The sequence below is a fragment of the Bradyrhizobium elkanii WSM2783 genome (assembly GCF_000472865.1).
GTDB lineage: Bacteria > Pseudomonadota > Alphaproteobacteria > Rhizobiales > Xanthobacteraceae > Bradyrhizobium > Bradyrhizobium elkanii_A.
The window spans coordinates 13,726-38,890 of the sequence record NZ_AXAP01000051.1 but is presented as its reverse complement, the minus strand read 5'-3'; the positions used below and the strand labels follow the sequence as shown (position 1 = coordinate 38,890).

General features: G+C 64.5%; 19 protein-coding genes. 3 read left to right on the top strand and 16 right to left on the bottom strand.

From position 1 onward, the window contains the following. Positions 1-92: 92 nt before the first annotated feature. The 3 genes from YY7_RS0132870 to YY7_RS58755 form a co-directional block, all read right to left on the bottom strand. Positions 93-2,654, bottom strand: a complete 2,562-nt coding sequence (locus YY7_RS0132870) for an ATP-binding protein (protein WP_028166909.1) — start codon at positions 2,652-2,654, stop codon at positions 93-95. 344 nt (positions 2,655-2,998) lie between these two features. Then, entirely contained in the window at positions 2,999-5,938 is a 2,940-nt protein-coding gene (gene ppdK, locus YY7_RS0132860; protein ID WP_028166908.1) for a pyruvate, phosphate dikinase, read from the bottom strand. 91 nt (positions 5,939-6,029) lie between these two features. Further along, complete coding sequence (locus YY7_RS58755; protein WP_080663951.1) at positions 6,030-6,185, bottom strand: DUF3096 domain-containing protein; 156 nt, start codon at positions 6,183-6,185, stop codon at positions 6,030-6,032. Between the two features lie 351 nt (positions 6,186-6,536). On the opposite strand from YY7_RS58755, the gene YY7_RS0132850 reads away from it, so the two are divergent. Further along, positions 6,537-6,899: a DUF1236 domain-containing protein gene (locus tag YY7_RS0132850; RefSeq protein WP_028166907.1), complete on the top strand. Its 363-nt coding sequence runs from the start codon at positions 6,537-6,539 to the stop codon at positions 6,897-6,899. Between the two features lie 213 nt (positions 6,900-7,112). Here YY7_RS0132850 and YY7_RS0132845 read toward each other — a convergent pair whose 3' ends face one another. The 7 genes from YY7_RS0132845 to YY7_RS0132810 form a co-directional block, all read right to left on the bottom strand. Further along, the gene (locus YY7_RS0132845; protein ID WP_028166906.1) at positions 7,113-8,204 is read right to left on the bottom strand and encodes a hypothetical protein; all 1,092 of its coding nucleotides are present in this window, start codon (positions 8,202-8,204) and stop codon (positions 7,113-7,115) included. A 243-nt stretch (positions 8,205-8,447) separates the two neighbouring features. After that, positions 8,448-10,562: a glycine--tRNA ligase subunit beta gene (gene glyS / locus YY7_RS0132840; RefSeq protein ID WP_028166905.1), complete on the bottom strand. Its 2,115-nt coding sequence runs from the start codon at positions 10,560-10,562 to the stop codon at positions 8,448-8,450. Then, positions 10,562-11,497 carry a glycine--tRNA ligase subunit alpha gene (locus YY7_RS0132835; protein ID WP_028166904.1) on the bottom strand — a complete coding sequence of 312 codons (936 nt, stop codon included), beginning with the start codon at positions 11,495-11,497 and terminating at the stop codon, positions 10,562-10,564. The genes glyS and YY7_RS0132835 overlap by 1 nt, the downstream gene beginning before the upstream one ends. Before the next feature lie 285 nt (positions 11,498-11,782). Then, positions 11,783-11,974 carry a hypothetical protein gene (locus YY7_RS0132830; protein ID WP_028166903.1) on the bottom strand — a complete coding sequence of 64 codons (192 nt, stop codon included), beginning with the start codon at positions 11,972-11,974 and terminating at the stop codon, positions 11,783-11,785. Positions 11,975-12,213: 239 nt separating this feature from the next. Next, a complete protein-coding gene (locus tag YY7_RS0132825) occupies positions 12,214-13,125 on the bottom strand; it encodes a S49 family peptidase (RefSeq protein WP_028166902.1) in 912 nt (303 codons plus the stop codon). Between the two features lie 234 nt (positions 13,126-13,359). Further along, positions 13,360-14,136 (bottom strand): tRNA1(Val) (adenine(37)-N6)-methyltransferase, encoded by a 777-nt coding sequence (locus YY7_RS0132815; protein WP_028166901.1) that lies wholly within the window; start codon positions 14,134-14,136, stop codon positions 13,360-13,362. Beyond that, a complete protein-coding gene (locus YY7_RS0132810) occupies positions 14,129-14,356 on the bottom strand; it encodes a DUF2007 domain-containing protein (protein ID WP_028166900.1) in 228 nt (75 codons plus the stop codon). Before YY7_RS0132810 ends, YY7_RS0132815 begins: the two co-directional genes overlap by 8 nt. Positions 14,357-14,525: 169 nt before the next feature. On the opposite strand from YY7_RS0132810, the gene YY7_RS0132805 reads away from it, so the two are divergent. Further along, a complete protein-coding gene (locus tag YY7_RS0132805; RefSeq protein WP_028166899.1) occupies positions 14,526-15,536 on the top strand; it encodes a polyprenyl synthetase family protein in 1,011 nt (336 codons plus the stop codon). 141 nt (positions 15,537-15,677) lie between these two features. On the opposite strand, the gene YY7_RS0132800 is transcribed toward YY7_RS0132805, so the two are convergent. From YY7_RS0132800 to YY7_RS0132790, 3 genes are all read right to left on the bottom strand, one after another. Further along, complete coding sequence (locus YY7_RS0132800) at positions 15,678-16,565, bottom strand: 4-(cytidine 5'-diphospho)-2-C-methyl-D-erythritol kinase (RefSeq protein ID WP_028166898.1); 888 nt, start codon at positions 16,563-16,565, stop codon at positions 15,678-15,680. Positions 16,566-16,595: 30 nt separating this feature from the next. Beyond that, complete coding sequence (locus YY7_RS0132795) at positions 16,596-18,380, bottom strand: tetratricopeptide repeat protein (RefSeq protein ID WP_028166897.1); 1,785 nt, start codon at positions 18,378-18,380, stop codon at positions 16,596-16,598. A gap of 308 nt (positions 18,381-18,688) precedes the next feature. Then, positions 18,689-20,347: an electron transfer flavoprotein-ubiquinone oxidoreductase gene (locus YY7_RS0132790; RefSeq protein WP_028166896.1), complete on the bottom strand. Its 1,659-nt coding sequence runs from the start codon at positions 20,345-20,347 to the stop codon at positions 18,689-18,691. A 143-nt stretch (positions 20,348-20,490) separates the two neighbouring features. Between YY7_RS0132790 and YY7_RS0132785 the strand changes: the two genes are divergently transcribed. Then, the gene (locus YY7_RS0132785) at positions 20,491-21,324 is read left to right on the top strand and encodes a uracil-DNA glycosylase (protein WP_028166895.1); all 834 of its coding nucleotides are present in this window, start codon (positions 20,491-20,493) and stop codon (positions 21,322-21,324) included. A gap of 175 nt (positions 21,325-21,499) precedes the next feature. Here the strand turns inward: YY7_RS0132785 and YY7_RS0132780 are convergent, their stop codons facing one another. From YY7_RS0132780 to YY7_RS0132770, 3 genes are all read right to left on the bottom strand, one after another. Continuing rightward, positions 21,500-23,005 (bottom strand): glycosyltransferase family 39 protein, encoded by a 1,506-nt coding sequence (locus YY7_RS0132780; RefSeq protein WP_028166894.1) that lies wholly within the window; start codon positions 23,003-23,005, stop codon positions 21,500-21,502. An 87-nt stretch (positions 23,006-23,092) separates the two neighbouring features. Further along, positions 23,093-23,836 (bottom strand): ribonuclease HII, encoded by a 744-nt coding sequence (locus tag YY7_RS53570; protein WP_035691520.1) that lies wholly within the window; start codon positions 23,834-23,836, stop codon positions 23,093-23,095. A 77-nt stretch (positions 23,837-23,913) separates the two neighbouring features. Then, positions 23,914-25,077: a PA0069 family radical SAM protein gene (locus tag YY7_RS0132770; RefSeq protein ID WP_028166893.1), complete on the bottom strand. Its 1,164-nt coding sequence runs from the start codon at positions 25,075-25,077 to the stop codon at positions 23,914-23,916. Positions 25,078-25,165: the final 88 nt, after the last annotated feature.

The window sequence follows — 25,165 nt, the reverse complement described above, 5'->3', positions numbered from 1 at the left end:
GGCATGGATTGCTTCGCTCCGCTCGCAATGACATGGGGTGGGCTCTGACTCAATTGTCCAGCAGCTGAGATTCAGCCTGATCGGATCACGCTCTAATCTTCATGCAGCAGTGTCTGCAGGCGTCGGGCAAGGTCCGCGACATGGAAGGGTTTCTCGATGATCGGAAACTCGTCCACGGCGTGATGCCGTTCCAATGCATCGCCGGCATAACCGGAGGTGAGCAGGATCTTGATGTCCTTGCACAGCCGCTTCGCTTCGCGCGCCAGCTCGATGCCATTCATGCCGCTCGGCATCACGATGTCGCTGAACAGGAGCGCGAAGTGCCCGTCGCTCCTCAACGTCTTCAGGGCCTCAAGCCCGTTGCGGGCGCAGACAACTTCGTAGCCGAACGAGTTCAACATCGCCGCGGTGACCTCGAGCAGATCCTCATTGTCGTCGACGACGAGGATCCGCTCCGAACCTCCTGGTATGGCTCGCGGCTTCCGTTCCTGCACCGGCGCCTCCGGCGCCTTGTCGGCCTTGGGCAGGTACAGCGCGACCGTAGTCCCTGCTCCCGGCGTGCTTTCGACAGTGACGTGCCCACCGGACTGTCGAACGAAGCCGTAGACCATGCTGAGGCCGAGCCCGGTCCCCTTGCCGACTTCCTTGGTCGTGAAGAAAGGCTCGAAGATCCTTTCGCGCACTTCGGGCGGCATCCCGCAGCCGGAATCCGTGACCGCCAGCCTGACATACTGTCCGGCCCGACACTCGTCCACGGCCCCCTGCTCCAGTTCGACATTCCGCGTCTCGATCTCGAGCACGCCGCCGTCCGGCATCGCGTCGCGCCCATTCAGTGCAAGATTGAGGAGAGCGGTTTCCAGCGATGAAGGATCGACATGGCACAGCCACAATTGCTCGTCGGTCCGCAGCCTGACCTCGCAGCCTCCCCCGACCGCTTGCTGGATCAGACCCTGGAATTCGGCAATGAGTTGGTTCGCGTTGACCAGTTTTGGATTCAGTATCTGGCGCCGCGAGAAGGCGAGAAGCTGCGACGTCAGCTTCTCGCCTCGCTGGGTGGCGCGACGCGCCGCCGCGGCATACTGCCGGACCTTGCCGATGTCGGCGGCATCCTCGATGAGGTCGAGGCTGTTCGCGACCACCGTGAGCAGATTGTTGAAGTCGTGCGCGATACCGCCGGTGAGCTGACCGACCGACTCCATCTTCTGGCTCTGGTGGAATTGCTCCTCGATCAGCCGGCGCGCCTCCACCGCATGCTTGTGATCGGTGATGTCGCGGAGAAAGATCGCAAGACCCTGGCTGGAGGGAAACGCATTGACCGCGTACCAGACTTGTCGGCGCGTGCAGAACACTTCGAGGAATGCCGGTCGCTGCGTCGACGTCACCTCCAGGATCTGGTTGGTGATATCGAGGTCGTCGGCGTCCGGAAATGCTTCCGACAACGTCAGGCCCCTGACATCCTGCCCTTCCGCAAGGTCTGTCCAGGCGGGTCCGTTGAGATAGGTGAGGCGCCAGTCCTGATCGATGATCAGCACGCTGTCGGTGGTGCTCTCGAAGATCATCGTGATCCGGGCCGCGGCTTCCTCCGCTTTCTTCCTCGCGTCGGACAATTCCTGCTCGCGGTGTTCCAGCGCATCGGCCATGGTGTTGAATGCATCGGCCACCCGCGCGATTTCGGAAGTGCCATGGATATCGACCCGCCGGGTAAAATCGCCGAGCCGCCATCGGTTGGCAGCGTCGACCAATTGCCCAAGCGGGCGACGGATGAACCGACGGGCGCCCAAGGATGTCAGGATCAGCACCAGCGCGGTACTGAGGATGATCAGGAAGACGCCGCGCTGCGTGCCGTGCTGGATTGCGGTGAATGCCTGGTCCTTGTCCAGGCCGAAGCTGATGAGGAGGCCTCCGGAACTATCCGGGAGGGCTGCATAGCCGACGATCCGCTCCACGCCGTCCAGCTCAGTGGTGTCGGCCGCACCCGATTTCTCGAGGTGTGGTTCATGCCCTTCGCTCAGGGTCCGCCCGACAAAGTGCGCGTTGTCGGGATAACGGGCAAGATACCTCCCATTGCGGTCCATGATTCCGAGCGCAGCTCCCGCCGGAGCGCCCTTTCGCGCAATGTAGTCGGCGAGCCAATCCAGGCTGAGGGTTGCGATGATGGCACCCCCCATCTGCCCGTCCTGTTCGTAGAAGGGCAACGCAAACTGGATGGCCTTTCGACCCGATGACAGGCCCAGCGAGAACTCGCCGACGGAGAATGCGCCGGTTTTCCGCAAGTTTGCGAAATAGGCCCTGCCCGAGACATCGACCGGCTTGCGATTATTGTCGGGAGTGCAGAACGTGACGCCGTTCAAATCGGTGACGACAAGGGTGAGAAAAGCCGGGAATCGCTGCTTGATCGCGCCCATATAGGCATTGCATGACTCGCTGTCCTTCGCCCTGATCGACGGAAGCTCCGACAGCGTGATCAGGACCTGATGAATTCCCTGAACGATCTGCCGTTGCTCCGCGGCGGCTAGTTCAGCCAGATTGAGCGCCTGGTTCTGCACCTCGATTTGGCGCGCACGACGCAGGTCGAATTCATTATACGCTTGGATCGCTATTGCCGGCAGCAGAGCGACAGCCACCAGCACAAGCAGCCGGGATAGAAGGGTCACTTCCCATCAGGCCCCAATCCTGACGCTCGCCCGCCATCGCGCCGTCGCTGCGCTGATCTCAATTGAATACGCACAAACAATCTGAAGCATCCCATACCAACCTCACTCTACTGGCACAGGATTGTGAGCGCGGGTTACAGTTCGATTTCAGCACGCGGAAAGTTGGGTTACGCCTGTAATGCGTTTTCCCTTGGCAGCGCGCGTTGCCGCGCTCCATTCCCGCGACCGTCGTCATGGCCGGGCCTGTCCCGGCCATCCAGGTCCTTCTGCGCGTCCAAAACGTCGATGCCCGGGACAAGCCCGGGCATGACGAGATGCTCTTAGTTGTCAGCGGGCGCTGAGCGTCACGCCTGGCTCGCGATCGCCTTGCCGAGGGCCGCTTGCGCTGCGGCCAGACGCGCGATCGGCACGCGATAGGGCGAGCACGAGACATAGTCGAGCCCGACCTCGTGGCAGAACGCGACGGAAGCGGGATCGCCGCCGTGCTCGCCGCAGATGCCGACCTTCAGGTTGGGACGCGTCTTGCGGCCGCGCTCCACGCCGATCCTGACCAGCTCGCCGACGCCGTCGCGATCGACCGAGATGAAGGGATCGATCTCGAGGATACCCTTGGCGATGTAAGTGCCGAGGAAGCTCGCGGCGTCATCGCGGCTGATGCCGTAAGTGGTCTGGGTCAGGTCGTTGGTGCCGAAGGAGAAGAACTCGGCGGTCTCGGCGACCTTGCCGGCCATCAGGCAGGCGCGCGGTAGCTCGATCATGGTGCCGACCTGGTAGGTCAGCTTGGCGCCGGTCTCCTTCGTCACCGCATGCGCGGTGGCGTCGATCCGCGCCTTCACCAGGTCGAACTCGGCCTTGGTGGCGATCAGCGGCACCATCACCTCGAGCCCGACGGCCTTGCCGGTGCGCTTGCCGGCTTCGACCGCCGCCTCGAAGATCGCGCGCGCCTGCATCTCGGCGATTTCGGGATAGGCGATCGCAAGACGGCAGCCGCGGAAGCCGAGCATCGGGTTGAACTCGGCGAGTTCGCGGGCGCGATCGGCAAGCCGGCGCGGATCGGTGTTCATCGCGCGCGCGACTTCCTCGATCTCGGCCTGGGTGTGCGGCAGGAACTCGTGCAGCGGCGGATCGAGCAGGCGGATCGTGACGGGGAGGCCCTTCATGATCTCGAACAGCTCGACGAAGTCGGCGCGCTGCATCGGCAACAGCTTCGACAGCGCGGCGCGGCGCGATTGCTCGTCTTCCGACAGGATCATCTCGCGCACCGTGCGGATGCGCGTCTCCTCGAAGAACATGTGCTCGGTGCGGCAGAGGCCGATGCCCTCGGCGCCGAACTTCACCGCGGTGCGCGCATCATCAGGGGTGTCGCCGTTGACGCGAACGCCGAGCTTGCGGACGGCATCGGCCCAACCCATCAGCGTGCCGAACTCCCCCGACAGCTCCGGCTCGATCATCGGCATGCGCCCGGCCAGCACCTGGCCGATGCCGCCATCGATGGTGATGACGTCGCCCGCCTTGAAGGTGCGCGAGCCCACGCTCATCGTGCCGCGGCCATAGTCGACGCGGATGGCGCCGCAGCCGGAGACGCAGGGCTTGCCCATGCCGCGCGCCACCACCGCGGCATGCGAGGTCATGCCGCCGCGGGTGGTCAGGATGCCCTCGGCCGCGTGCATGCCGTGGATGTCTTCCGGGCTGGTCTCGACACGGACGAGAATGACCTTGCGGCCGTCAGCCTGCAACTTGGCAGCTTCGTCGGAGGAGAACACGATCTCGCCGGACGCCGCACCCGGCGAAGCCGGCAGGCCGGTGCAGATGATATCGCGCGTCGCCGCCGGATCGATGGTCGGGTGCAGCAATTGATCGAGCGAGGCCGGATCGATCCGCGTCACCGCATCTTCTTTCGAGATCAGGCCCTCATTGGCGAGCTCGACGGCGATGCGCAGCGCCGCCTTCGCGGTGCGCTTGCCGCCGCGGGTCTGCAGCATCCACAGCTTGCCCTCTTCGACCGTGAACTCCATGTCCTGCATGTCGCGGTAGTGCTTTTCGAGCAGCGTGTAGATCCGCGTCAGCTCCTTGAAAGCGTCGGGCATCGCGGTTTCCATCGAGGGCTTGTCGGAGCCGCTCTCCTGACGCGCGTACTCGGTGATGTCCTGCGGCGTGCGGATGCCGGCCACGACGTCCTCGCCCTGCGCGTTGATCAGGAATTCGCCGTAGAGCTTGCTCTCGCCGGTCGAGGGATTGCGGGTGAAGGCGACGCCGGTCGCCGACGTCTCGCCCATATTGCCAAACACCATCGCCTGCACATTGACGGCAGTACCCCAGGACTCCGGAATGTCGTGCAGCTTGCGGTAGGTGACCGCGCGCGCGTTCATCCACGAGGAGAACACCGCGCCGATCGCGCCCCATAGCTGGTCGTGCGGATCCTGCGGGAACGGATGGCCGGTCTCGCGCTCCACCGCTTCCTTGTACTTGCCGACCAGCTCGACCCAGTCGTCGCCGGTGAGGTCGGTGTCCAGCGAATAGCCCTGGCTGTCCTTGAAGGTGTCGAGGATGTCTTCGAAGTGATGGTGCTCGAAGCCGAGCACCACGTCCGAATACATCGTGATGAAGCGGCGGTAGCTGTCATAGGCAAAGCGGCGGTCGCCGGAGAGATCGGCCAGCGCCTCCACGGTCTGGTCGTTCAACCCGAGATTGAGCACGGTGTCCATCATGCCCGGCATCGAGGCCCGCGCGCCGGAACGGACCGAGACCAAAAGCGGGTTCTTGGCGTCCCCGAAGATCTTGCCAGTCAGCTTGCCGACATAATCGAGCGCCTTCTCGACCTGCGCCTTCAGCTCCTTCGGATAGGTCTTCTCGTGCTCGTAGAAATAGGTGCAGACCGAGGTCGGGATCGTGAAGCCGGGCGGCACCGGCAGGCCCAGATTGGCCATCTCGGCGAGGTTGGCGCCCTTGCCGCCGAGCAGATTACGCATCTCGGCTTTGCCCTCGGCCTTGCCGTCGCCGAAGGTGAAGACCCATTTGTTGGGCTTGATCGCCGCCGCGGCAGGCTTTGACGCCGGCGCTTTCGTCACGGATTTTGCCACCGGCTTGGCGGGGGCCTTAGCAGCAGCCTTAACAGGAGCCTTGGCAACAGGAGCCTTGGCGGGAGCTTTTGCCGCCACCTTTGGCGCGCTCTTCTTCAGCGCCTTTCGCGCCGCCGGGGCGGCCTTGCGGGCCGGGGCGGATGGCTTTGATTTCGCTGCGCTTTTCTCTGCTGCTTTCTTGGACTTGGCGACGGCTTTGGCCATGGCTTTCAACAATCCGGAGTGAGGGGCAAGAAGATGGGCGCCTTACACCACTTTGGTGTGTCGGGCGCAAGCTGCGAACGGCGTTTCGATCCTACAAATGCAGCCAGCGCAAAAGCCCCATGCCGACCAGGCCCACGAAGATCAGGTAGATCGCGACGATGAAGTTCAGCAGCCGCGGCATGACCAGGATCAGAATGCCTGCGATCAGGGCCACGATGGCAGGGACATGCGCAGCGGTGATGACCATTTGAGGAAGCTCCAGCGGATTTGTTCGGAAAGGAAATCGAATCGAGACGGGTATTGTACTGGCATCGCGTTTTCGAGCGAAGTGTTACCGGTTTCGCATGAAGGAAACGCGTCAAACCTAGGATCCGCCCCACCCGCCAGCACGGCCAGCTATTTGAGACGTTCGACGCTTCAATCGGTTCCGCTATCCACGAAAATTGCTCAAAATTGCCGCGGATATGGCCGCGCTTTTTGCGGAACATCGACGCTCGCGATGCATTGGCCTCACATTGTGCATCGGCAAAAAGCCAGCACTCGCGGCGTCTCGAAAGGAGACCCGCCTTAACGCAAAATCGTCGCGAAGGAGTGAGCCATGCGAAACCGATTCCTTGCCGTTGCAGCGATGGCGTGCGCGATCAGTGCACCGGTCGCGGCGCAGGCGCAGAGCAGGACCACCACCGGCGTCGTCGGCGGCAACACCGTCGTAGTCGAAGAAGGTGGCGGGATCACGGTCGACCAGCGGCCGGCATTCCGTGAATATGTCGTCCGCGAACGCGTGCCGGACTATACGATTTCCGATCGCGTGGCAGTCGGCACCGTGCTGCCGGAAACCGGCGTGACAGTCTACGACGTACCGCAGCGCTTCGGCTCAACCCCGTTCCGCTACACGGTCGTGAATGGCGAGACCGTACTGGTCGAGCCGCGCTCGCGCCGTATCGTTCAGGTGATCGACTAGCGATCAACCAGCTTTCGCCTTGAGCGAGTAGTCCGGGCGCCGTGCAAGCGGATGTGCGCGACAGCGACCGGACCCAAGAGCCCCGCCTGGCCCTCCCCTCCAGGCGGGGCTTTGCTTTGTGCTTAGACCGTTTTCGAGCGAAGTGGACACCGGTTCGCGTGAAGAAAACGCAAAACAAGAATCTAGCTAGAGCTTCGGTTCTGATTCTAGCGACTACGATCGCAGCATCGAGAGCAGCGTCGATGTCGACTTGTAGTTCTTGATCGCGGCATCCTGGAATTCGGGCGTCCAATTCGCGGCCTGCCGCTCTTCGGTGCTCATCGAGGAATAGGCTTTCAGGATGCCTAGGCTGAGCTGGCGCGGATCGCCGGTCGATTGGCTCTGCTTGAGCGCGTCGAGGATCGAGGCGCGGGTCCGCGCATTCAATTCCTGCTTGGCCGCATAGACCTCCTCGCTGGAGAAGCGATTGTCCTTGTTCAGGGTGATTGCCGACAGCGAGCGGTTGTCGAGTGGGGACAGATCGGCCAATTGCCCGGTCTTGCGCCCGGGATCATAGACCAGCTCCTTGCCGTTGCTCGCCGCCTCGCTCTTCTGGCGATCGAGAAACCCGCGCACGTCGCTGGCGATATCGCCGAAGTTGCGGCTCTGGCCCGTCGCGGGCTTGACCGTGCCGGCAAGCGCCGCCGCGATCGGATCGCCGGCAATTCCCGTTGGGGCCACCGTCGGGTCCGTCTGCGTCGCCTGATAGCCCTTGAACACCGCGGCGCGCTGGGCGGCCCAGGTCGCCGTCGCCTTCTCTTCGGGGCTCGCGCCATCGAGATAATCCAGCGCTGTCTTGTAGCTGACATTGTAGTCGCCGGTCAGACGCGTGGTCGCCAGCGACGGCGCAAGCGCGGCATCGAAGCGCTGCTTCAACGCGCCGGCCGCCACCGCCTGCTCATCGGGGCTGAACTTGCCGCCATTGTTGGTCGAGATCGCAAACAGCGAGCGCCGATCCAGGCTCGAGAGATCGATCGTGGTCTTGCCGTCGACCAGCGGTCCCTTCACGCCGGCTGCCGCATAGAGCCGGTCGAGCGTCGCGCGTGCGTCGTTCGTGACGATCGTGAAGTCGAGCGGCGCCCCTTTTGCGAGCTGTGCGCGGGCCGCCTCAGACAAGGTCAGGTTGGTCGCGCTGTTGGACGCGAGTGGATCGTTGGTCGCGCTGTCGTTGGACAGCGTCGATGCCAGCGACGGCGTCGCCGCGGCCCGCGCATAGGCCGAACCATATTGGGCGTAAGGATTGAGCGCCGTGCCGATGGAGGTCATCGGGAAATTCCTGCATTTGCGCGCGGGCGATTTCCTTAAGAAACCGTTCACACGTCGCGACCTTCGCAGGACGTGGTTAACAGGGCGTAAATGTTGCGGGATATTTCCGAGCGCGAATGAGGCTCGTCATGGCCGGGCTTGTCCCGGCCATCCACGCCCTTCCTCACACGCCGACGCTAAGAACGTGGATGCCCGGGACAAGCCCGGGCATGACGGTGGAGGTTGGGGCGGCGAACGAAGCCCTTAATCCTGGATCTTCGAGAAATCCGCCACCGCGCGCGTCGCGGCACGGATCTCATTCAGCAGCTTCAGCCGGTTCTCGCGCACCTGCGGGTCGTCGTCATTGACCTTGACCTTGTCGAAGAACGCATCCACCGCCGGCCGCAGCGTCGCCATCACGCTCATCGCACCGGCGAAGTCCTCGGCCGCGACCGCGCTACTTGCCTCACGCTTGACCTGATCGATCGCCTGCGCCAGCGCCTTCTCCTCGTCCTGCCGATAGAGCGACGGATCGGGCGCGCCGTCGAACGTGCGCTTGTCCCGCTTCTCCTCGATCGCGAGGATGTTGCCCGCGCGCTTGGTGCCCGCGAGCAGGTTCTTGCCGTCATCAGTGTCGAGGAATTTGCCGAGCGCCTCGACACGACGGACCACGAGCAGGAGATCATCCTGTCCGCCGAGCGAGAACACGGCGTCGACGAGATCGTGCCGCGCGCCCTGGTCGCGAAGCTGGACCTTCAGGCGATCGGCGAAGAAGACCAACAGTGACGGCGCGATAGCAATCGGACTCTCAGCCGCCTTTACAGCATCGCTCTCGAGCAACGTGCTGACAAAGGTCGTGATCGTCTTGATGAGGCTGGTACGAATATTGTTCTCGAGGATAAGCCTGATCACCCCGAGCGCCGCGCGCCTTAGCGCATACGGGTCCTTGCTCCCCGTCGGCTTCTCATCGATCGCCCAGAAGCCAACCAGCGTATCGATCTTGTCCGCCAGCGCCACCGCGACACTCACCGGATCGGTCGGCACACGATCTGCCGGCCCCTGCGGCTTGTAATGCTCCTCGCTCGCTGCAGCGACCGATGCATCCTCGCCTTGCGCCAGTGCGTAGTACTTGCCCATCAGCCCCTGCAGCTCGGGGAATTCGCCGACGACTTCCGTCAGCAAATCGGCCTTCGCCAAATGCGCGGCGCGTTTCGTCTTCTCGACATCGGCGCCGACCAGCGGCGCGATCTCCGCGGCCAATCGCTCGATCCGCTTGATGCGCGCGCCCTGCGTGCCCAGCTTCTCGTGGAACACGATCTGGTCGAACTTCGGCAGCCGGTCCTCGAGCTTTGTCCTCAGATCCGTCTCGTAGAAGAACTTCGCATCCGAGAGCCGCGCGCGGATCACGCGTTCGTTGCCGGCGACGATGGCCTTGCCGCCGTCGGTGGCCTCGATGTTGGCGGTGAGGATGAACTTGTTGGTCAGCTTGCCCGTATTGGGATCGCTGACCACGAAGCATTTCTGGTTGTTGCGGATGGTGGCGCGGATCACCTCGTCCGGGATCGACAGGAAGTCCTTGTCGAACGCACCCATCAGCGCGACCGGCCATTCGACGAGGCCGGCGACCTCATCCAGCAGCCCCTGGTCCTCGACCAATTCAAAGTTCTGTGCCTGCGCCAGCGTCTTTGCATCCGCCAGGATCATGTCCTTGCGCGCCTGCGGATCGAGCACGACCTTGGCCGCCTGCAGCTTGGCTTCGTAGTCATGAAAATGGCGCACGGAGATCGCAGCCGGGGCCATGAAGCGGTGGCCGAACGTCGTCTGCCCCGCCTCGATGCCATCGACCGAGAAATTCACCACATCCGGCTCCTCGGTCTCCGGACCGAAGGTGGCGGTGATCGCGTGCAGCGGACGCACCCAGGTCAGCGCGCCGGGCCGCGCCGAACGCGCGCCCCAGCGCATCGATTTCGGCCAAGGGAAGGTTCTGACGATGACCGGCAGGATCTCGGCGAGCACGTCGAGCGCGGGCCGGCCCGGCTTCTCGATCAGCGCGATGTAGAAATCGCCCTTCTTGTCGCTCTGGATTTTTGCATCGTCGATCGAGGCAAGACCCGTGGCCTTCAAGAATCCCTGGATCGCGGGCTCAGGCCCGCCGACGCGGGGGCCGCGGCGCTCTTCCTTCAAGTCCGGCTGCCGCGCCGGAATGCCGTGCACCGTGAGCGCCAGCCGCCGCGGCGTCGCGAACGCGCGGGCGCCTTCGTAGACCAATCCCTCGGCGACGAGCTTGTCGGTCACCATGCGGCGCAGATCGTCCGCCGCCTTCGCCTGCATGCGCGCGGGGATTTCCTCGGAAAACAGTTCGAGCAGAAGATCAGGCATCAGGCGGCCCTGCCGGCTTCGGTGTGGATCCAGGCTTCGCCGCAGGCTTTCGCCAGTTCGCGCACCCGCAGGATGTAGCTCTGCCGCTCCGTCACCGAGATCACGCCGCGCGCGTCGAGCAGGTTGAACACGTGGCTTGCCTTGATGCACTGGTCATAGGCCGGCAGCGCCATCAGGTGCTCGCGCTGGTTGCCGCCCTCGCGCCAGCCGGCCGCGAGATATTTCTTGCAGGCTTCCTCGGCCATCCTGAACTGCTCGAACAGCATCGCGGTATCGGCAATCTCGAAATTGTGCCGCGAATATTCCTGCTCGGCCTGCAGGAACACGTCGCCATAGCTCACCTTCTCGGCGCCTTCGCGGCCGTTGAAGTTCAGGTCGTAGACGCGGTCGACGCCCTGCACATACATCGCCAGCCGCTCGAGCCCGTAGGTGAGCTCACCCGCGACAGGCGCGCATTCGACGCCAGCGACCTGCTGGAAATAGGTGAACTGCGACACTTCCATGCCGTCGCACCAGCATTCCCAGCCCAGCCCCCAGGCCCCGAGCGTCGGGCTCTCCCAATCGTCCTCGACAAAGCGGATGTCGTGCAACGCCGAATCGACGCCGATCGCAGCCAGCGATTTCAGATAAAGCTCCTGAATGTCAGGCGGCGACGGCTTCAGGATCACCTGGAACTGGTAATAGTGCTGGAGCCGGTTGGGGTTCTCGCCATACCGGCCGTCCTTGGGCCGGCGCGAGGGCTGCACATAGGCCGCGTTCCAGCGCTTGGGGCCGAGCGCGCGCAGCGTCGTGGCGGGATGGAACGTGCCGGCGCCGACCTCCATGTCGTAGGGCTGCAGGATCACGCAGCCGTAATCCGCCCAGTAGCGCTGCAGCGTCAGGATCAGTTCCTGGAACGAACGTTCCGGGCGCATATGGGCAGGCAGGGAATTCATCGTCGGCATCGGTCTCGCGATGAGGGGTTTGAAAGCGCGCGGACCGTATCGGCGCGAAGACGGGGAATCAAGGCGAACGCACCTGCCGATTGCGCGAAAGACGCGTCCCACTTGCTCCGTCATGGCCGGGCTTGTCCCGGCCATCCACGTCTTTGGCATCAGCAGGAAGAAAGGGCGTGGATGCCCGGGACCCGGCTACGCCCAGGCTTCGCCGGGCACTCTAGTGTCAGTCCGGCGAAGCGATAGCGAAGACGGGCAAACCCGGGCATGACGAGTATGCGAGGCCTAGCCCGGCCGGTAGGCGCCGGTGACGGGGTCGCGGCGAAGCGTGGGAATTTCGTTCCGGCTGACGGCCTCGGCCATATGGGCGCGACGCGCCTCTTCCAGTTCCTCGTTGATCCGCACGGCCGTGCGATAGGCCCAGCGGACCACGGCGAGCCCTCCCAAAACGCCCGCAAATGCGATCATGGCTGGCATCGGTCGATCCTTGTCGTTCACCTCTCAGGCCCCCAATACCTAGTATCTTCGCTTAAGCTAGGCCGGTCCGCAATCAACCTTTTGGTACCGGATGCGGGAAACGGCAGCAGCTTCAAAGCGTTTTCGAGCGAAGCATGCCCTCGGACTTGATCCGAGGGTGGACACCGGTTCGCGTGAAGAAAACGCGTCAAAATAAAGAATCTGGACCTTCGGTTCTGATTTCAATCAGAACCGAAGGTCTAGAACCCGAATTTGGCCCAGATCGCCCGCGTTTCCAGCGCCGAGATCAAATCATCCGGCAGTCCTCCGAGCGGGTCCAGCGCCGCCAGCGAACCCGCGCCCGGCGCCCGCCTGCCCAGGAGCCCCGACAACAGCCCGCTCGCGGGCGCGATCACCGGCGTCAGCACCTTCTCGCCGTAGCGGGCGCGGAGCGTCGAGCGGAGGTCTCCGATCCCGTCCGCCAGGCCGAGGGTGACAGAGGATTCGCCCGCCCAATATTCGCCGGTGAAGAGCACATCGTCGGCGCCTTTCAGCCGCGCTCCGCGGCTCTGCTTGACCAGCGCGATGAAAATCTCGTGGATCTCGCGCTGGATCGACTTCAGCCGCGCCACCTCCTCGGGCTTCTCGGGCAGGAACGGATCGAGCATCGCCTTGTGTTCGCCGGCGGTATAGAGCCGCCGCTCGACGCCGATCTTCCGGATCAGTTCCTGGAAGCCGAAGCTGCCGCCGACCACCCCGATCGAACCGAGAATGGAGGACGGATCGCAGAAGATCTCGTCGCCCGCGCAGGCGATCATGTAGCCACCGGAGGCCGCGACGTCCTCGACGAACACCAGGACCGGCAGCTTCTTCTCAGTGGCGAGCTGCCGGATCCGCAAATAGATCTGGCGTGACTGCACCGGCGAGCCGCCGGGCGAATTGATCACCAGCGCCACCGCCTTGGCGTTGCGGATCGCGAACGCGCGTTCGAGCGTCTTCGCGACCCCGGCGAGCGTCATGCCAGGCCGCAGCGGCGTCACCGCGCCGATAACGCCCGACAGTCGCACCACCGGCACCACGGCCATGCCACGCCGCAGCCGTGCCGGGAGCCAGCCCTCGAGCCTCTCGAGCAAGCCCGGCAGTCCGGGGCGATCAATTCTTTGTTCACTCATTCCCGTTACCTCGAATTAACCGTTTTTTATCGCACCACTGTCATCCAGTGATGGAACGCCCCTTGCATCGCGGTGTTCTAGCTGCAATCGCGCGGCGGAGAGCAAGATGAAAATCTATCTGCTGATTTTGCTGATCGGTACCCTGCTCGCGGCGGTTCACTTTACCGCAGCACCCGAACGGCAATCGGACAGGCTCCCGCAGCAGTAACACGACACGTCCGCGGTCCGGCATCTTCATCCGGCGAGCGGCAATATCCCCTTCCCCATCAAGCTCTCCTGTACCTCTTTATTAGGCACGCCCGACTCGTCATTGAGCACGAGAGCGGCATGGAGGCGCGTCGGCGCGCGGCCACCTTTGACCGCGCGAAGCAGGATGCGGCCCGCCGCCGCGGTCACATCGGCGTGAACGGGCAGGATCTCGAGGCTGCCGAATCCGCGATCGAGCGCGGCCAGCACCTCGGCGATGCCATCGGCGCGCCAGATCAGCGTCAATTCTCCCCCGGATTTCAGGATGCGCCGCGCGGCATGGATCCAGCCCGGCAGGGTTGTCGCCGACGCGATGTGCGCGACCTCGCGCGCCCGGTCCGGCGAAGCGCGGTGGCGCCTGGAATCATTGAAAGGCGGATTCATCAGCACGACGTCGACGCTATCGGGCGGCAGGCCGGCGGCGGCAAAGGCCTCTGCCGACGATTCGACGTCAAGCACGATCACCTCAGCGGCAATCGCGTTGGCGGCGGCGTTCGCGCGCGCCAGTGCCGCAAGCTGCGCGTCGATCTCGACCAGCACCAGACCGATGCCGGCAACGCGTTTGGCCAGCGCAAGGCCGGCAGCGCCGACGCCCGCGCCGAGGTCGACCACGCGATCGCCGTGACGCGCGCGCGTCGCGGCGGCGAGCAGCATGGCGTCATGCCCGGCGCGGTGACCCGACTTGAGCTGTCGCAGCAGCAATCGCCCGCCGAGAAAGGCGTCCTCGCTGACGTCGTCACCGTGCTCGGTGACGTCTTCACTCATCGGCGCGCAATTCATGCGCGAAACCCGCATCGGCCAACAACTCGCGCGCGGCGCGGTTGTCGTCCTCATGGACCAGGATCCGCCGCGGCAGGATGCCGAGCGATCCCTCGATGACGCTCATGTTCTGGTCCAGCACCAGATGATGGATATTGGCGCTGTCGAGCAATGCTGTGATCGCAGACACCAGCACCATGTCATTGGTTCGGACCAATTCCCGCAAGTGTTCGTTCTCCATGTTTCATGCCCAGCGCAGACCATGCGACAGATGTCAACAGCTTCGTACTATTGCCGCCCCAGCGCGCAGTTTCTATTGTAGCCTTCAGGCGCGGTGATCGAGTTGCCGGATCACGCCCTAGGATAGTGTGAATTCGGCAAATTTGGAGACCAGCGTGGCGGTTATTGTCCCCTTTGAAAACCCGTCGAACGCTTCGATAGACCCGCTGGTCGCCCTGGTCGCCGCCGACATGGAACGCGTCAATGCGACCATCCTGACGCGGACCGGCTCCGAGGTCACCATGATCCCGGAGGTCGCCAACCACCTGATCTCCTCCGGGGGAAAACGCCTGCGGCCAATGCTGACATTGGCGATGGCCCAGCTCTCCGGCTATTCCGGGGACGGCCATATCAAGCTCGCCGCCGCCGTCGAGTTCATGCATACCGCAACCCTGCTGCATGACGACGTGGTCGACGAAAGCGAGCTCCGGCGCGGCAAATTGTCGGCACGGATGCTCTGGGGCAACGAGGCCAGCGTCCTGGTCGGCGACTTCCTGCTCGGCCAGGCCTTCCGCATGATGGTCGAGGTCGGCTCGCTGCGCGCGCTCGACATCCTCTCCTCCGCCGCCGCCACCATCGCCGAGGGCGAGGTGATGCAGCTTGCCGCCGCCAAGAACACCGCGACCACCGAGGATGAATATCTCGCCGTGATCCGCGGCAAGACCGCGGAATTATTCGCCGCCGCCTGCGAGGTCGGCCCCGTCATCGCCAACCGGCCGAAGGCGGAGCAGACCGCCTGCCGCTCGGTCGGCATGAATCTCGGCATCGCCTTCCAGCTTGTCGACGACGTGCTCGACTATGGTGGCAAGTCAGCCAAGCTCGGCAAGAATGTCGGCGACGATTTTCGCGAGGGCAAGATCACGCTGCCGGTGGTGCTGGCCTTCCGCCGCGGCAATGACAGCGAACGCGAGTTCTGGGTCCGCGCGCTGGAGCAAGGCGAGATCCGCGGCGGCGATCTCGACCACGCCATCGGCTTGATGACCAAGCACCGCGCGCTCGAGGACACGCTGACCCGCGCCCACCACTACGGCGCCATGGCCGTCGACGCGCTGGCGCTGTTTCCGCCCTCACCGATGAAGACCGCACTCGAGCAGGTCGTAGCCTTCTGCCTGGCGCGCTCGCATTGAACGATGCGTAGGATGGGTAGAGCGCAGCGTGCCCACCCTACAACTCGTCGTCGTCATTGCGAGCGCAGCGAAGCAATCCATCTCACCGCTTGTGGAGATATGGATTGCTTCGTCGCTTCGCTCCTCGCAATGACGGTGTAGCTAGCTCAGCACGCCCGAATGCACCCACCAGATGGGGTGCTGGCGGCGCAGCTTTTCGGCGGCGCGCTGGGCGTCGGCGGTGTTCTCGTAGATCGCAAAGCATGTGGCGCCGGAGCCGGACATCCGCGCGAGCCAGGCGCCATCGGTGGCGTTGAGCGCGGCGATCACCTCGCCGATCACCGGCTGGATGCGCACCGCCGGCGCTTCCAGGTCGTTCGAGCTGCCGGCAAGGGCCTCGACCCATTCTTCGAGCGAGCCGCCCTGCTCCGGCCAGGACGGCGCCTGCAGCATCACGTCGGTGGCGCCGACCAGGAGGTCGCCGGGGCGCAAGCCAAGCTCCGCGAACACGTCCTTGGTGGCGACGGGGATCCGCGGATTGACCATGACGCACGGCAGCTTCGGCAGGTTGAGCGGCATCAGCGTCTCGCCGACCCCGGTCATGTCGCAGGCATGCGAGGCGACGCAGACCGGCACGTCGGCACCGGTTTTCAGCGCAACGTCGCGCAGACGCTCGTCGTCGAGGGCGAGATCGTTCAGTCGCGCGAGCAGCCGCAGCGCCGCCGCGGCATCGGCCGACCCGCCGCCGATCCCGGCGGCCACCGGCAACACTTTCTCCAGCACAAAGCTGCCGGCCTTCAGGCCGGGAACGCGCTCGCCGAGCAGGCGCGCGGCCTTCAGCACGAGATTATCAGCGGTCTCGCCGCAGGCCTCCGCCATCGGCCCTGACGTCGTGAGCGTGAGTTCTTCGCCCGGCGTCAGCGTCAGGCGATCGGCACAATCGGCGAACGCCACCACACTTTCAAGGTCGTGATAGCCGTCGACGCGCCGCCCGATCACCCGCAGGGTCAGGTTGACCTTGGCACGTGCGTCCTCAATCAGCGCCGGCATCGGCGAACTGCCCCCCATCATCTCTTTGGATCAGCCGCCCTTGCCGTCTTCTTTCTTCTTCTCGACGGCGGCGGCGTTGTTAGAGGCGTCCTCCGGCAGACCGTTCTCGATCTTGGCTTCGATCTTCGGCAGTTCGTCGGCCTCCGGCTTGAGGTCGCGCGCATGCGCCCACTGGAACTTGGCTTCCAGCGTGCGGCCGACCCGCCAATAGGCATCGCCGAGATGGTCGTTGATGGTCGGATCTTCCGGCTTGAGGTCGATGGCGCGCTCGAGCTGCTTCACTGCCTCATCGTAATTGCCGATGCGGTAATAGGCCCAGCCGAGCGAATCCACGATGTAGCCGTCGTCGGGGCGCTGCTCGACGGCACGCTTGATCATCTTCATGCCTTCGTCGAGATTGATGCCCTGATCGATCCAGGAATAGCCGAGATAGTTCAGCACGTGCGGCTGCTCGGGCTGCATCTCCAGCGCCTTGCGCATGTCGGCTTCGGCCTTGGTCCACTGCTTGGAGCGCTCCTCGCAGATGCCGCGGTAGTAGTAGGTAACCCAGGCGTTCTTGTCGCCGGCCGTCGGCATGGCATCGATCGCCTGCGTGTAGGTGCCGGCGCAATCGGCGAACTTCTTGCGGCCACGCTCGATATTGCCGAGCGCCATGATGGCCTCGATGTCCTTCGGCGATTCGGCGGTGAGCTCCTTCAGGATCTTGATCGCCTCGTCGCTGCGGTCGGCGGCGTCGAGATCAGTCGCAAGCTGGATCTGCGCGTTGCGCTTCAGCGGCGATGAGGCCGGCATCCGCTCATAGATCTTGATCGCCATCTGCGGTTTCTTGACGCTCTCATAGAGGTCAGCGAGCGAGAGCAGCGCCAGCGGATGATTGGGCTGCAGGTACAGCGCAAGCTGCAGATAGACCAGCGCCAGGTCCTCACCGCCGCGGCGCGTCAGCGTCGCGCCGATGCCATAGAGCGCTTCGGCCGCACCGGACTGCGCCGAATCGACCAGCGGCGATAGCTTCTTGCCGGCCTTGGCCTCGCGGATGCCCTCCTGCACCAGCGGATGGCGCGGCAACTTCTTGTCGAAGGCCTCATAGAGGGACGTAGCGGCAGCCGCATCCTTGTTGCGCGACGACCAGCGCGCATATTCGTCCACGATCCGCAACATGGAATCATCGAGCTTGTAGGCGCGCTCGAAGCGGGTGCCCGCGTCCTTCTCCTTGCCGGAAAGCTCCAGGATCATGCCGGCGTGGAGATCCTTGAACAGCGGATACCATTCCGGACCGGTGAGCTTGTCGATGTTGGCGACCGCCACCTTGGCATCGCCCGCGCCATAGCTCGCCCAGGATGCCAGCAGCGTCGCAACCAGGTCGGTGATCGGTCCGCGGATCGACTGGTTGACGTTGACCTGCGCGGCCGCGTACTTCTTCAGCTTCAGGTCGCGTACGCCGACGACGAGCCGCGCGACGCGGTTCGACTTGTCCTGCGCGAGGATGCGGTCGGCAAGCTTGACGGCCTCGTCGATGTCGCCTTCGGCCAGCGAGGAGATGAAGGCGCGGTCGAGCAATTCGTTATTCTTCGGATCGGTGCGGAGTGCCGAGCGGTAAAATGCCGCAGCGGAGGCCGCATCGCGCTCGACGCTGGCGTGGCGGGCGGCGAGATAGCTGCCGGCCGTGGTCAGCGATTTCAGGTCGTTCTTGGTCGGAAACTGCGCCGCGTTGTCGGCAGGATGATCCGGCGTCTGCGCATAGAGCGCGCCAGGTGCGGCGAGCACGGCCAGGCTGAGAGCAGCAATCGTCCAGCGGTTAAAGCGTGTAGAAAGCATCACGGTTCGCCTTGCTCCAAGGGATTTACGGCGGGATTAACGGCGGCGATCTCTCAGGATCAGTGTCGAATGCAAACCCAAGCGGCGGCATCCCGGCCAGCGACAATGCCGTTTTTGGCCTTCAACCGCAAGGACACGGGTGGCGAATCGATTGGCAGATTGGCCTTCGAAGCCGCCGATTTAGCCAACAATACCGGAAAACGCTTCCAGTGTGGCGGTATCGTGGCCGGTGCGGCCCGATTATCGGAGCATCCACTCACGCAATTGTGGTCACCCCCGGCTTTATATCGCTGCTTGCACCACCACGGTCACATCGCCTCGTAGTTGGGCCCGCCACCGCCCTCGGGAGGAACCCAGGTGATGTTACCGTTCGGGTCCTTCACGTCGCAGGTTTTGCAGTGGACACAGTTCTGCGCGTTGATCTGGAAACGAGGGCCTGAGGCTTCCTCGACCCATTCATAGACGCCGGCCGGGCAATAGCGGTTGGACGGGCCGGCATAGACGTCGTGCTCCGACGTCTTCTGCAGGTTCATGTCGGCGACCTTGAGATGGACCGGCTGGTCCTCCTCATGGTTGGTGTTGGAGAGGAACACCGAGGACAATTTGTCGAACGAGATCTTGCCGTCCGGCTTCGGATAGGCGATCGGCGTGTGCTGTTTCGACGGGTCGAGCGTCTTGCGATCGGGCTTGGCGTGCGACTGGGTTCCGAACAGCGAGAAGCCCAGCGTGTTGCACCACATGTCGAAGCCGCCGAGTGCCACGCCGAGGATGGTGCCGAACTTCGACCACAGCGGCTTGACGTTCCTGACACGATGCAGGTCCTTGCCGATGGCGGACTCGCGCCAGGCGTTTTCATACTCCACGAGCTCGTCATTGGCGCGGCCGGCGCCGATCGCCGCCGCCACATGCTCCGCAGCGAGCATGCCGCTGCCCATCGCGTTGTGGACGCCCTTGATGCGCGGCACGTTGACGAAGCCGGCCGCGCAGCCGATCAGCGCGCCGCCCGGGAAGATCAGCCGCGGCACCGACTGGTAGCCGCCTTCGGTGATGGCTCGCGCGCCATAACCGAGCCGCTTGCCGCCTTCGAGCACGGCGCGGATCGAGGGATGCGTTTTGAAGCGCTGGAATTCGTCGAACGGCGACAGATACGGATCGTCGTAGTTGAGATGCACGACGAAGCCGACCGCAACGCGGTTGTCGTCGTAGTGATAGAGGAACGAGCCGCCGCCGGTGGAATTGTTGAGCGGCCAACCGAAGGAATGCTGGATCAGGCCCTTCTGGTGCTTGGCGGGATCGATCTGCCACACCTCTTTCAAGCCGATGCCGAATTTCGGCGGCTCGCTCTTGGCATCGAGCTGGTACTTCGCGATGAGCTGCTTCGACAGGCTGCCGCGCGCGCCTTCGGCGAACAGCGTGTATTTGCCGACGAGCTCCATGCCGCGAGTGTAGGAGTCCTTGTGCGAGCCGTCCTTGGCGATGCCCATGTCGCCGGTGGCGATGCCGCGCACATTGCCGTTGTCGTCATAGAGCACTTCGGCGGCAGCAAAGCCCGGATAGATCTCGACGCCCAGCGCTTCCGCCTTCGGCGCCAGCCAGCGGCAGACATTGCCGAGCGAGCCGATGTAGCAGTGATGATTGTTCATGAGCGGCGGCATCATGAAGTTCGGCAGCCGGATCGCGCCGGCGGCCGTCATCCAGTAGAAGCGGTCGTCCTTCACCTGGGTCTTCAGCGGACAGTCGGCATCCTCGCGCCAGTCCGGAATCAATTTGTCGAGCGAGACCGGATCGATCACCGCGCCGGAGAGGATATGCGCGCCGACCTCGGAACCCTTCTCCACCACGACGATGCTGAGATCGGGATTGAGCTGTTTCAGCCGGATCGCAGCCGAGAGGCCCGACGGTCCGGCGCCGACGATCACGACGTCGAATTCCATGGATTCGCGGGGCGGTAATTCTTCGGTGCTCATGGTCTCTTCTCAGCCCGGTTGAGAACGCTTCTAATTCGTTAGGCTGCGTTGTTTCCGATTTTTGTCGCGAGGACAACCATTGAAATGCATTTCGCGACGGCGCGATGCATCCTAAATTGCGGGCGGAGGACTTGTATCCCACCATGACGCCCGAGCCCGCCCCTACCTTAAAGCAATTGCTGGCCTTTTACCTGGAGGCCGGGGTCGATTGCGCGCTTGTTGACGAGCCGATCAACCGGCTTGCGGAGGCCGAGCCTGTTCCCGCCGCACCGCCGCGCGAGGGGGCGTCGCCGCGTCCTCAGCGCGAGATGCCGCCTGCGGCGCCGGCAGTTCCGCGCAGCGAAATCACCATCGCGCCGGATGCGGCGGTTGCGTCTGCACGCGAGGCGGCACGGACCGCGCCGACGCTGGACGCGCTGCGGACGCTGCTGGCGAATTTCGACGGCTGCGCGCTGAAGCATACCGCGACCAAGCTTGTGTTCGCCGACGGCAATCCGGCGGCGCGGGTGATGTTCGTGGGCGAAGCGCCCGGGCGTGACGAGGACATCGAGGGCCTGCCCTTTGTCGGCCGCTCCGGCAAGCTCCTGGACCGGATGATCGCGGCGATCGGGCTCGACCGCAGCAAGGCCTATATCGCCAACGTGATTCCGTGGCGGCCGCCCGGCAACCGCACGCCGACGCCGCAGGAGACGCAGGTGTGCCTGCCCTTCATCCAGCGCCAGATCGAATTGGTGAATCCCGACGTGCTGGTCACGCTCGGCAATCCCTCGACACAGGCGCTGATCGGCACGCGCGAGGGCATCATGCGCACCCGCGGCAAATGGTTCGACTACGACACCGGCACCCGGACAATCCGCGCCATCGCCACCTTCCACCCCGCCTATCTGTTGCGCTCGCCCTCCTACAAGCGGATGTCATGGCAAGACCTCCGCGCCATCGCGAAGGCGCTGGGGCAGCAGAGTTCGTCCTCATCCTGAGAGACCGTAGGATAGGCACGCTGCGCTTTGCCCACCCCACGCTTTCCCCTCATCCCGAGGAGCCTGCGCAGCAGGCGTCTCGAAGGATGGGGCCACGGGCGAGACTGGGGCCTCATGGTTCGAGACGCGCGAAGACGCGCTCCTCACCATGAGGGGCTGACGGCGAGAAACAGGCCTACGGCCCCTTCGGCCGCACGATGGCCCAGCCGATCCTGAGCAGCGGCTGCCGGCCGTTGACCAGCCATTCGAACGATCGCGGCACTTCCGGCACCAGGTCCGGGAAGCGTTGCGCGATCTCGGGCGGCGGCGCGCCCGACGTATCGGACGCGCGCCAGACGATCAGTCCGCCGGTCTCATTAAGCTTCGCCGGCGAGAGCCAGGGCGTCCGCGGCCTTCCGTCGAGCAACAGATGCGGGCGCCGCGGGTCCATCGCGATCAGGCGCGCCAACTCGGGATCGCCGGCCACCGCGCGCAACCGCTGGTTGGTGCGCCGCTCAAAACTGTCGGCGAAGAAATGCCCGATCGAGGCCGCCGGCATCGAGGTCCGTACTTCGGCTGTGCCGGTCCAGGGCACGAACAGCGTCGCCGCGACCACGGCCAAGGCGGGCGCGGCAATCGCCGCCGCCCAGGCCGAGCGCAACAACCGCTGGCGGTAGAGATGGATGAGATCGCCGGCATTGACGATCACCGCCAATCCCGACAGCAGCAGCGCGACGCCGGCGCCGCCGACCACGTGGTCGAGATGGAACAGGCCGGCGAGCAGGCTGCCAATCAGCGCCGGCGCGAAGGCGAAGAAATAGACGAACTGCCGTCCCAGGGGATCGAGCGGCGGCCGGCCGATGATCGGCGCCTCCTCCGGCTTGCGGGCGAACCAGGGAGAATTGACGACAAGGAGCAGCGCGATGCCGGCCATCGACACCACCAGGCCGCCGAGCAGCACGCCGGAGCGCGTCACCCGCGCGCGCAAATCCGCGACATCAGGCAGCGGTGGCAGCGTCACAACATCCGAGCGCATCAGCCAGATCAGGTAAGGCAGCGCCAGCACGATCACCACGAGCAGCGCAAACAGCGGATCAAGCGAGGCCAGCGTGCGGCGTCCGCGGGCGGTCGCCAGCGCAAAGGCCAGGACCAGCAGGATCATCCCGATCGCCACCGGTGTCGTCAGCAGCAACAGGCCGCAATCGATCGACCACGCAAACCAGGCGCTGCGCCGGTTCTGGCCGAACAATTGCCAGGAATGCAGCAGCAACAGCGCCCAGAGCGGGCGCGCCAGCACCAGCGGGCCGAACTCGAGGCCGGGCGAAGAGAACGCGGTGACCGTCATCGTCAGCAGCACCGCGAGCACCGCCTGCTGTCCGCCAATGATGGCGCGGCCGAGGTGATAGAGGCTCACGAAGGTCGCGATCGCGCAAATCTGTGCCAACAGATAGATGCCGAAGACGTGATTGCCGGCGGCGCGGAATGCGATGTCGGCGAGCCAGAACGCGAGCGGCGGGCCGAGATCGGTGCCGACCTGGTATTCGCGGCCGAAGGCGAGCACGGTCGCGACATCGCCGGGCGGGCTGCGATAGATCAACAGCGGCACCAGCAGCCACAGCGCGGACTGCGCCAGCACCACGATCCAGACCACGAGCCGCGGCCGGGCGCGGATCAGTTCGACGACCAGGGAGGTGAAACGCATGCGCCCAAAATGCCCGGAACCAGCCCTGTGTGCGGCCTCAATCGATCCCGAGATTGATAAAGGGCCGACGCGATGGAGGCAACGGGGCTAGGCAGCCGTCGCCTCGGCCTCGATGGTCGGGTCCACCGTGAAGAGATCGGGCTCGATCGTTTCCGGAAAATGCTTCTGCCGCGCGGCGATCACGGGCGCGAAGAAGCTGCGGTGATGCGCGCTCGGGCCGAGGCGATCCAGCGCCTCCAGATGTTCCGGCACCGCATAGCCCTTGTGCTGTTCGAAGCCATAGCCGGGACAATCCAGCGCCAGCGCGCACATCAGCCGATCCCGCGTCACCTTGGCGATGATGGAAGCGGCTGCGATCGACATCACGATGCCGTCACCACCGATCACGGCCTCACAGTCGCAAGTGACGGCGACCTTGTCGCGGCCGTCGACGAAGACATGCTTGGGTGCCTCCGGCAGCGCCTGCACGGCGCGCGCCAACGCCCAGAGCGAGGCGCGGAGGATATTGTCGCGATCGATTCGCGCCGGCGAAGCGAAAGCCACCGCAAACGCCGACGTCGCGCAGATCTGCTCAAACAGCTCTTCGCGCCGTTCCGCGGTCAACCGCTTCGAATCGTCGATGCCTTTCGGAATCCGCTTCGGGTCGAGCACCACGGCCGCGGCCACCACGGGACCTGCCAGCGGGCCACGTCCGGCCTCGTCGCAGCCGGCAATCGGCCACACCCCCCGCTTGATCAGCGCGCGCTCGCGCCGAAAGCTCGGCGGCGTCACCGCGATCACGCCCTTTGCCGGTTTGACCGGCTTTTTCTTCTCAGACTTGTCCCGACTCATGGGCGCGACTGTGCTGAAGCAGCCGCCGCCGCGCAACCGGGAACCCGGCGCTCGTCCCCATTATTCAATGGAGGTGTTCAGAATAGGCTCAATTGCTCGCCGCTCTGCTTGGGCTTGACGAAATGCTCGGTCGTCAGCTTCGAGCGGCGCTTGTTCAGGCCGAGCTTCTCGCAGGCGATCTCGAACCTGCGGCCGATCATCCAGGCCATCGGCCCGGTGCCCTTCATCCGCGTCCCCCACTGCGAGTCGTAGTCGCGCCCGCCGCGCATATCGCGGATCAGGGTGAAGACGTGACGGTAGCGGTCCGGGTAGTTCGCGAGCAGCCATTCCCGGAACAGGTCGCGCACTTCCAGCGGCAGCCGCAGCAGCACGTAACTTGCTTCCTTGGCGCCGGCATGCGCCGCCGCATCGAGGATGCGCTCGATCTCCGAATCGTTCAGCGCGGGGATCACGGGCGCCACCATTACGGTGGTGGGGATGCCGGCATCCGAAAGTCGCTTGATCGCCTCCAGCCGCTTCGGCGGCGTCGAGGCGCGCGGCTCCATGGTGCGCGCCAATTTGGCATCGAGCGTCGTCACCGACAGCGCGACCTTGACCAGATTGCGCTTCGCCATCCGCTGCAGGATGTCGATGTCGCGCACGACAAGCGCCGACTTGGTGACGATGCCGACCGGATGGCCGGCGCGCTCCAGGGTTTCGAGGATGCCGCGCATGATCTTGTGTTCGCGCTCGATCGGCTGGTACGGATCGGTGTTGGTACCGATCGCGATCATGCGCGGCTCATAGCCCGGCGCGGCGAGCTCCTTCTCGAGCAGCGCCGGCGCATCAGGTTTTGCCAAAAGCTTCGATTCGAAATCCAGTCCTGGCGACAGGCCGAGATAGGCATGGGTCGGCCGCGCGAAGCAGTAGACGCAGCCATGCTCGCAACCTCGGTACGGATTGATCGAGCGGTCGAAGCCGATATCGGGCGAGTCGTTGCGCGCGATCACCTTGCGCGAGGTGTCGAGCGAGACAGTGGTCTTGAACGGCGGCAGGTCTTCCAGGCTTTGCCAGCCGTCGTCGAACGTAACGCGCGCCTCGGCCTCGTAACGGCCGCTGGCATTGGATTGCGCGCCGCGGCCGCGCCGCCGTTCGCGCTCGATCGCGACCGCGAGTTCGGGAAACGCGGAGGGCGCACCCGCCGGTGTGGAGGGCGCCGTCACCGGCGGGTGCTTGAGGGCATGAGAGGATGCTCGGCTCATGCTCCGAAGCTAGCACGTCGCGAGAACAAATCAAGAACGCATTCGCGAAATTCCACAGCGGCGCTGCCGCAAAAAACTGCACCCTTAC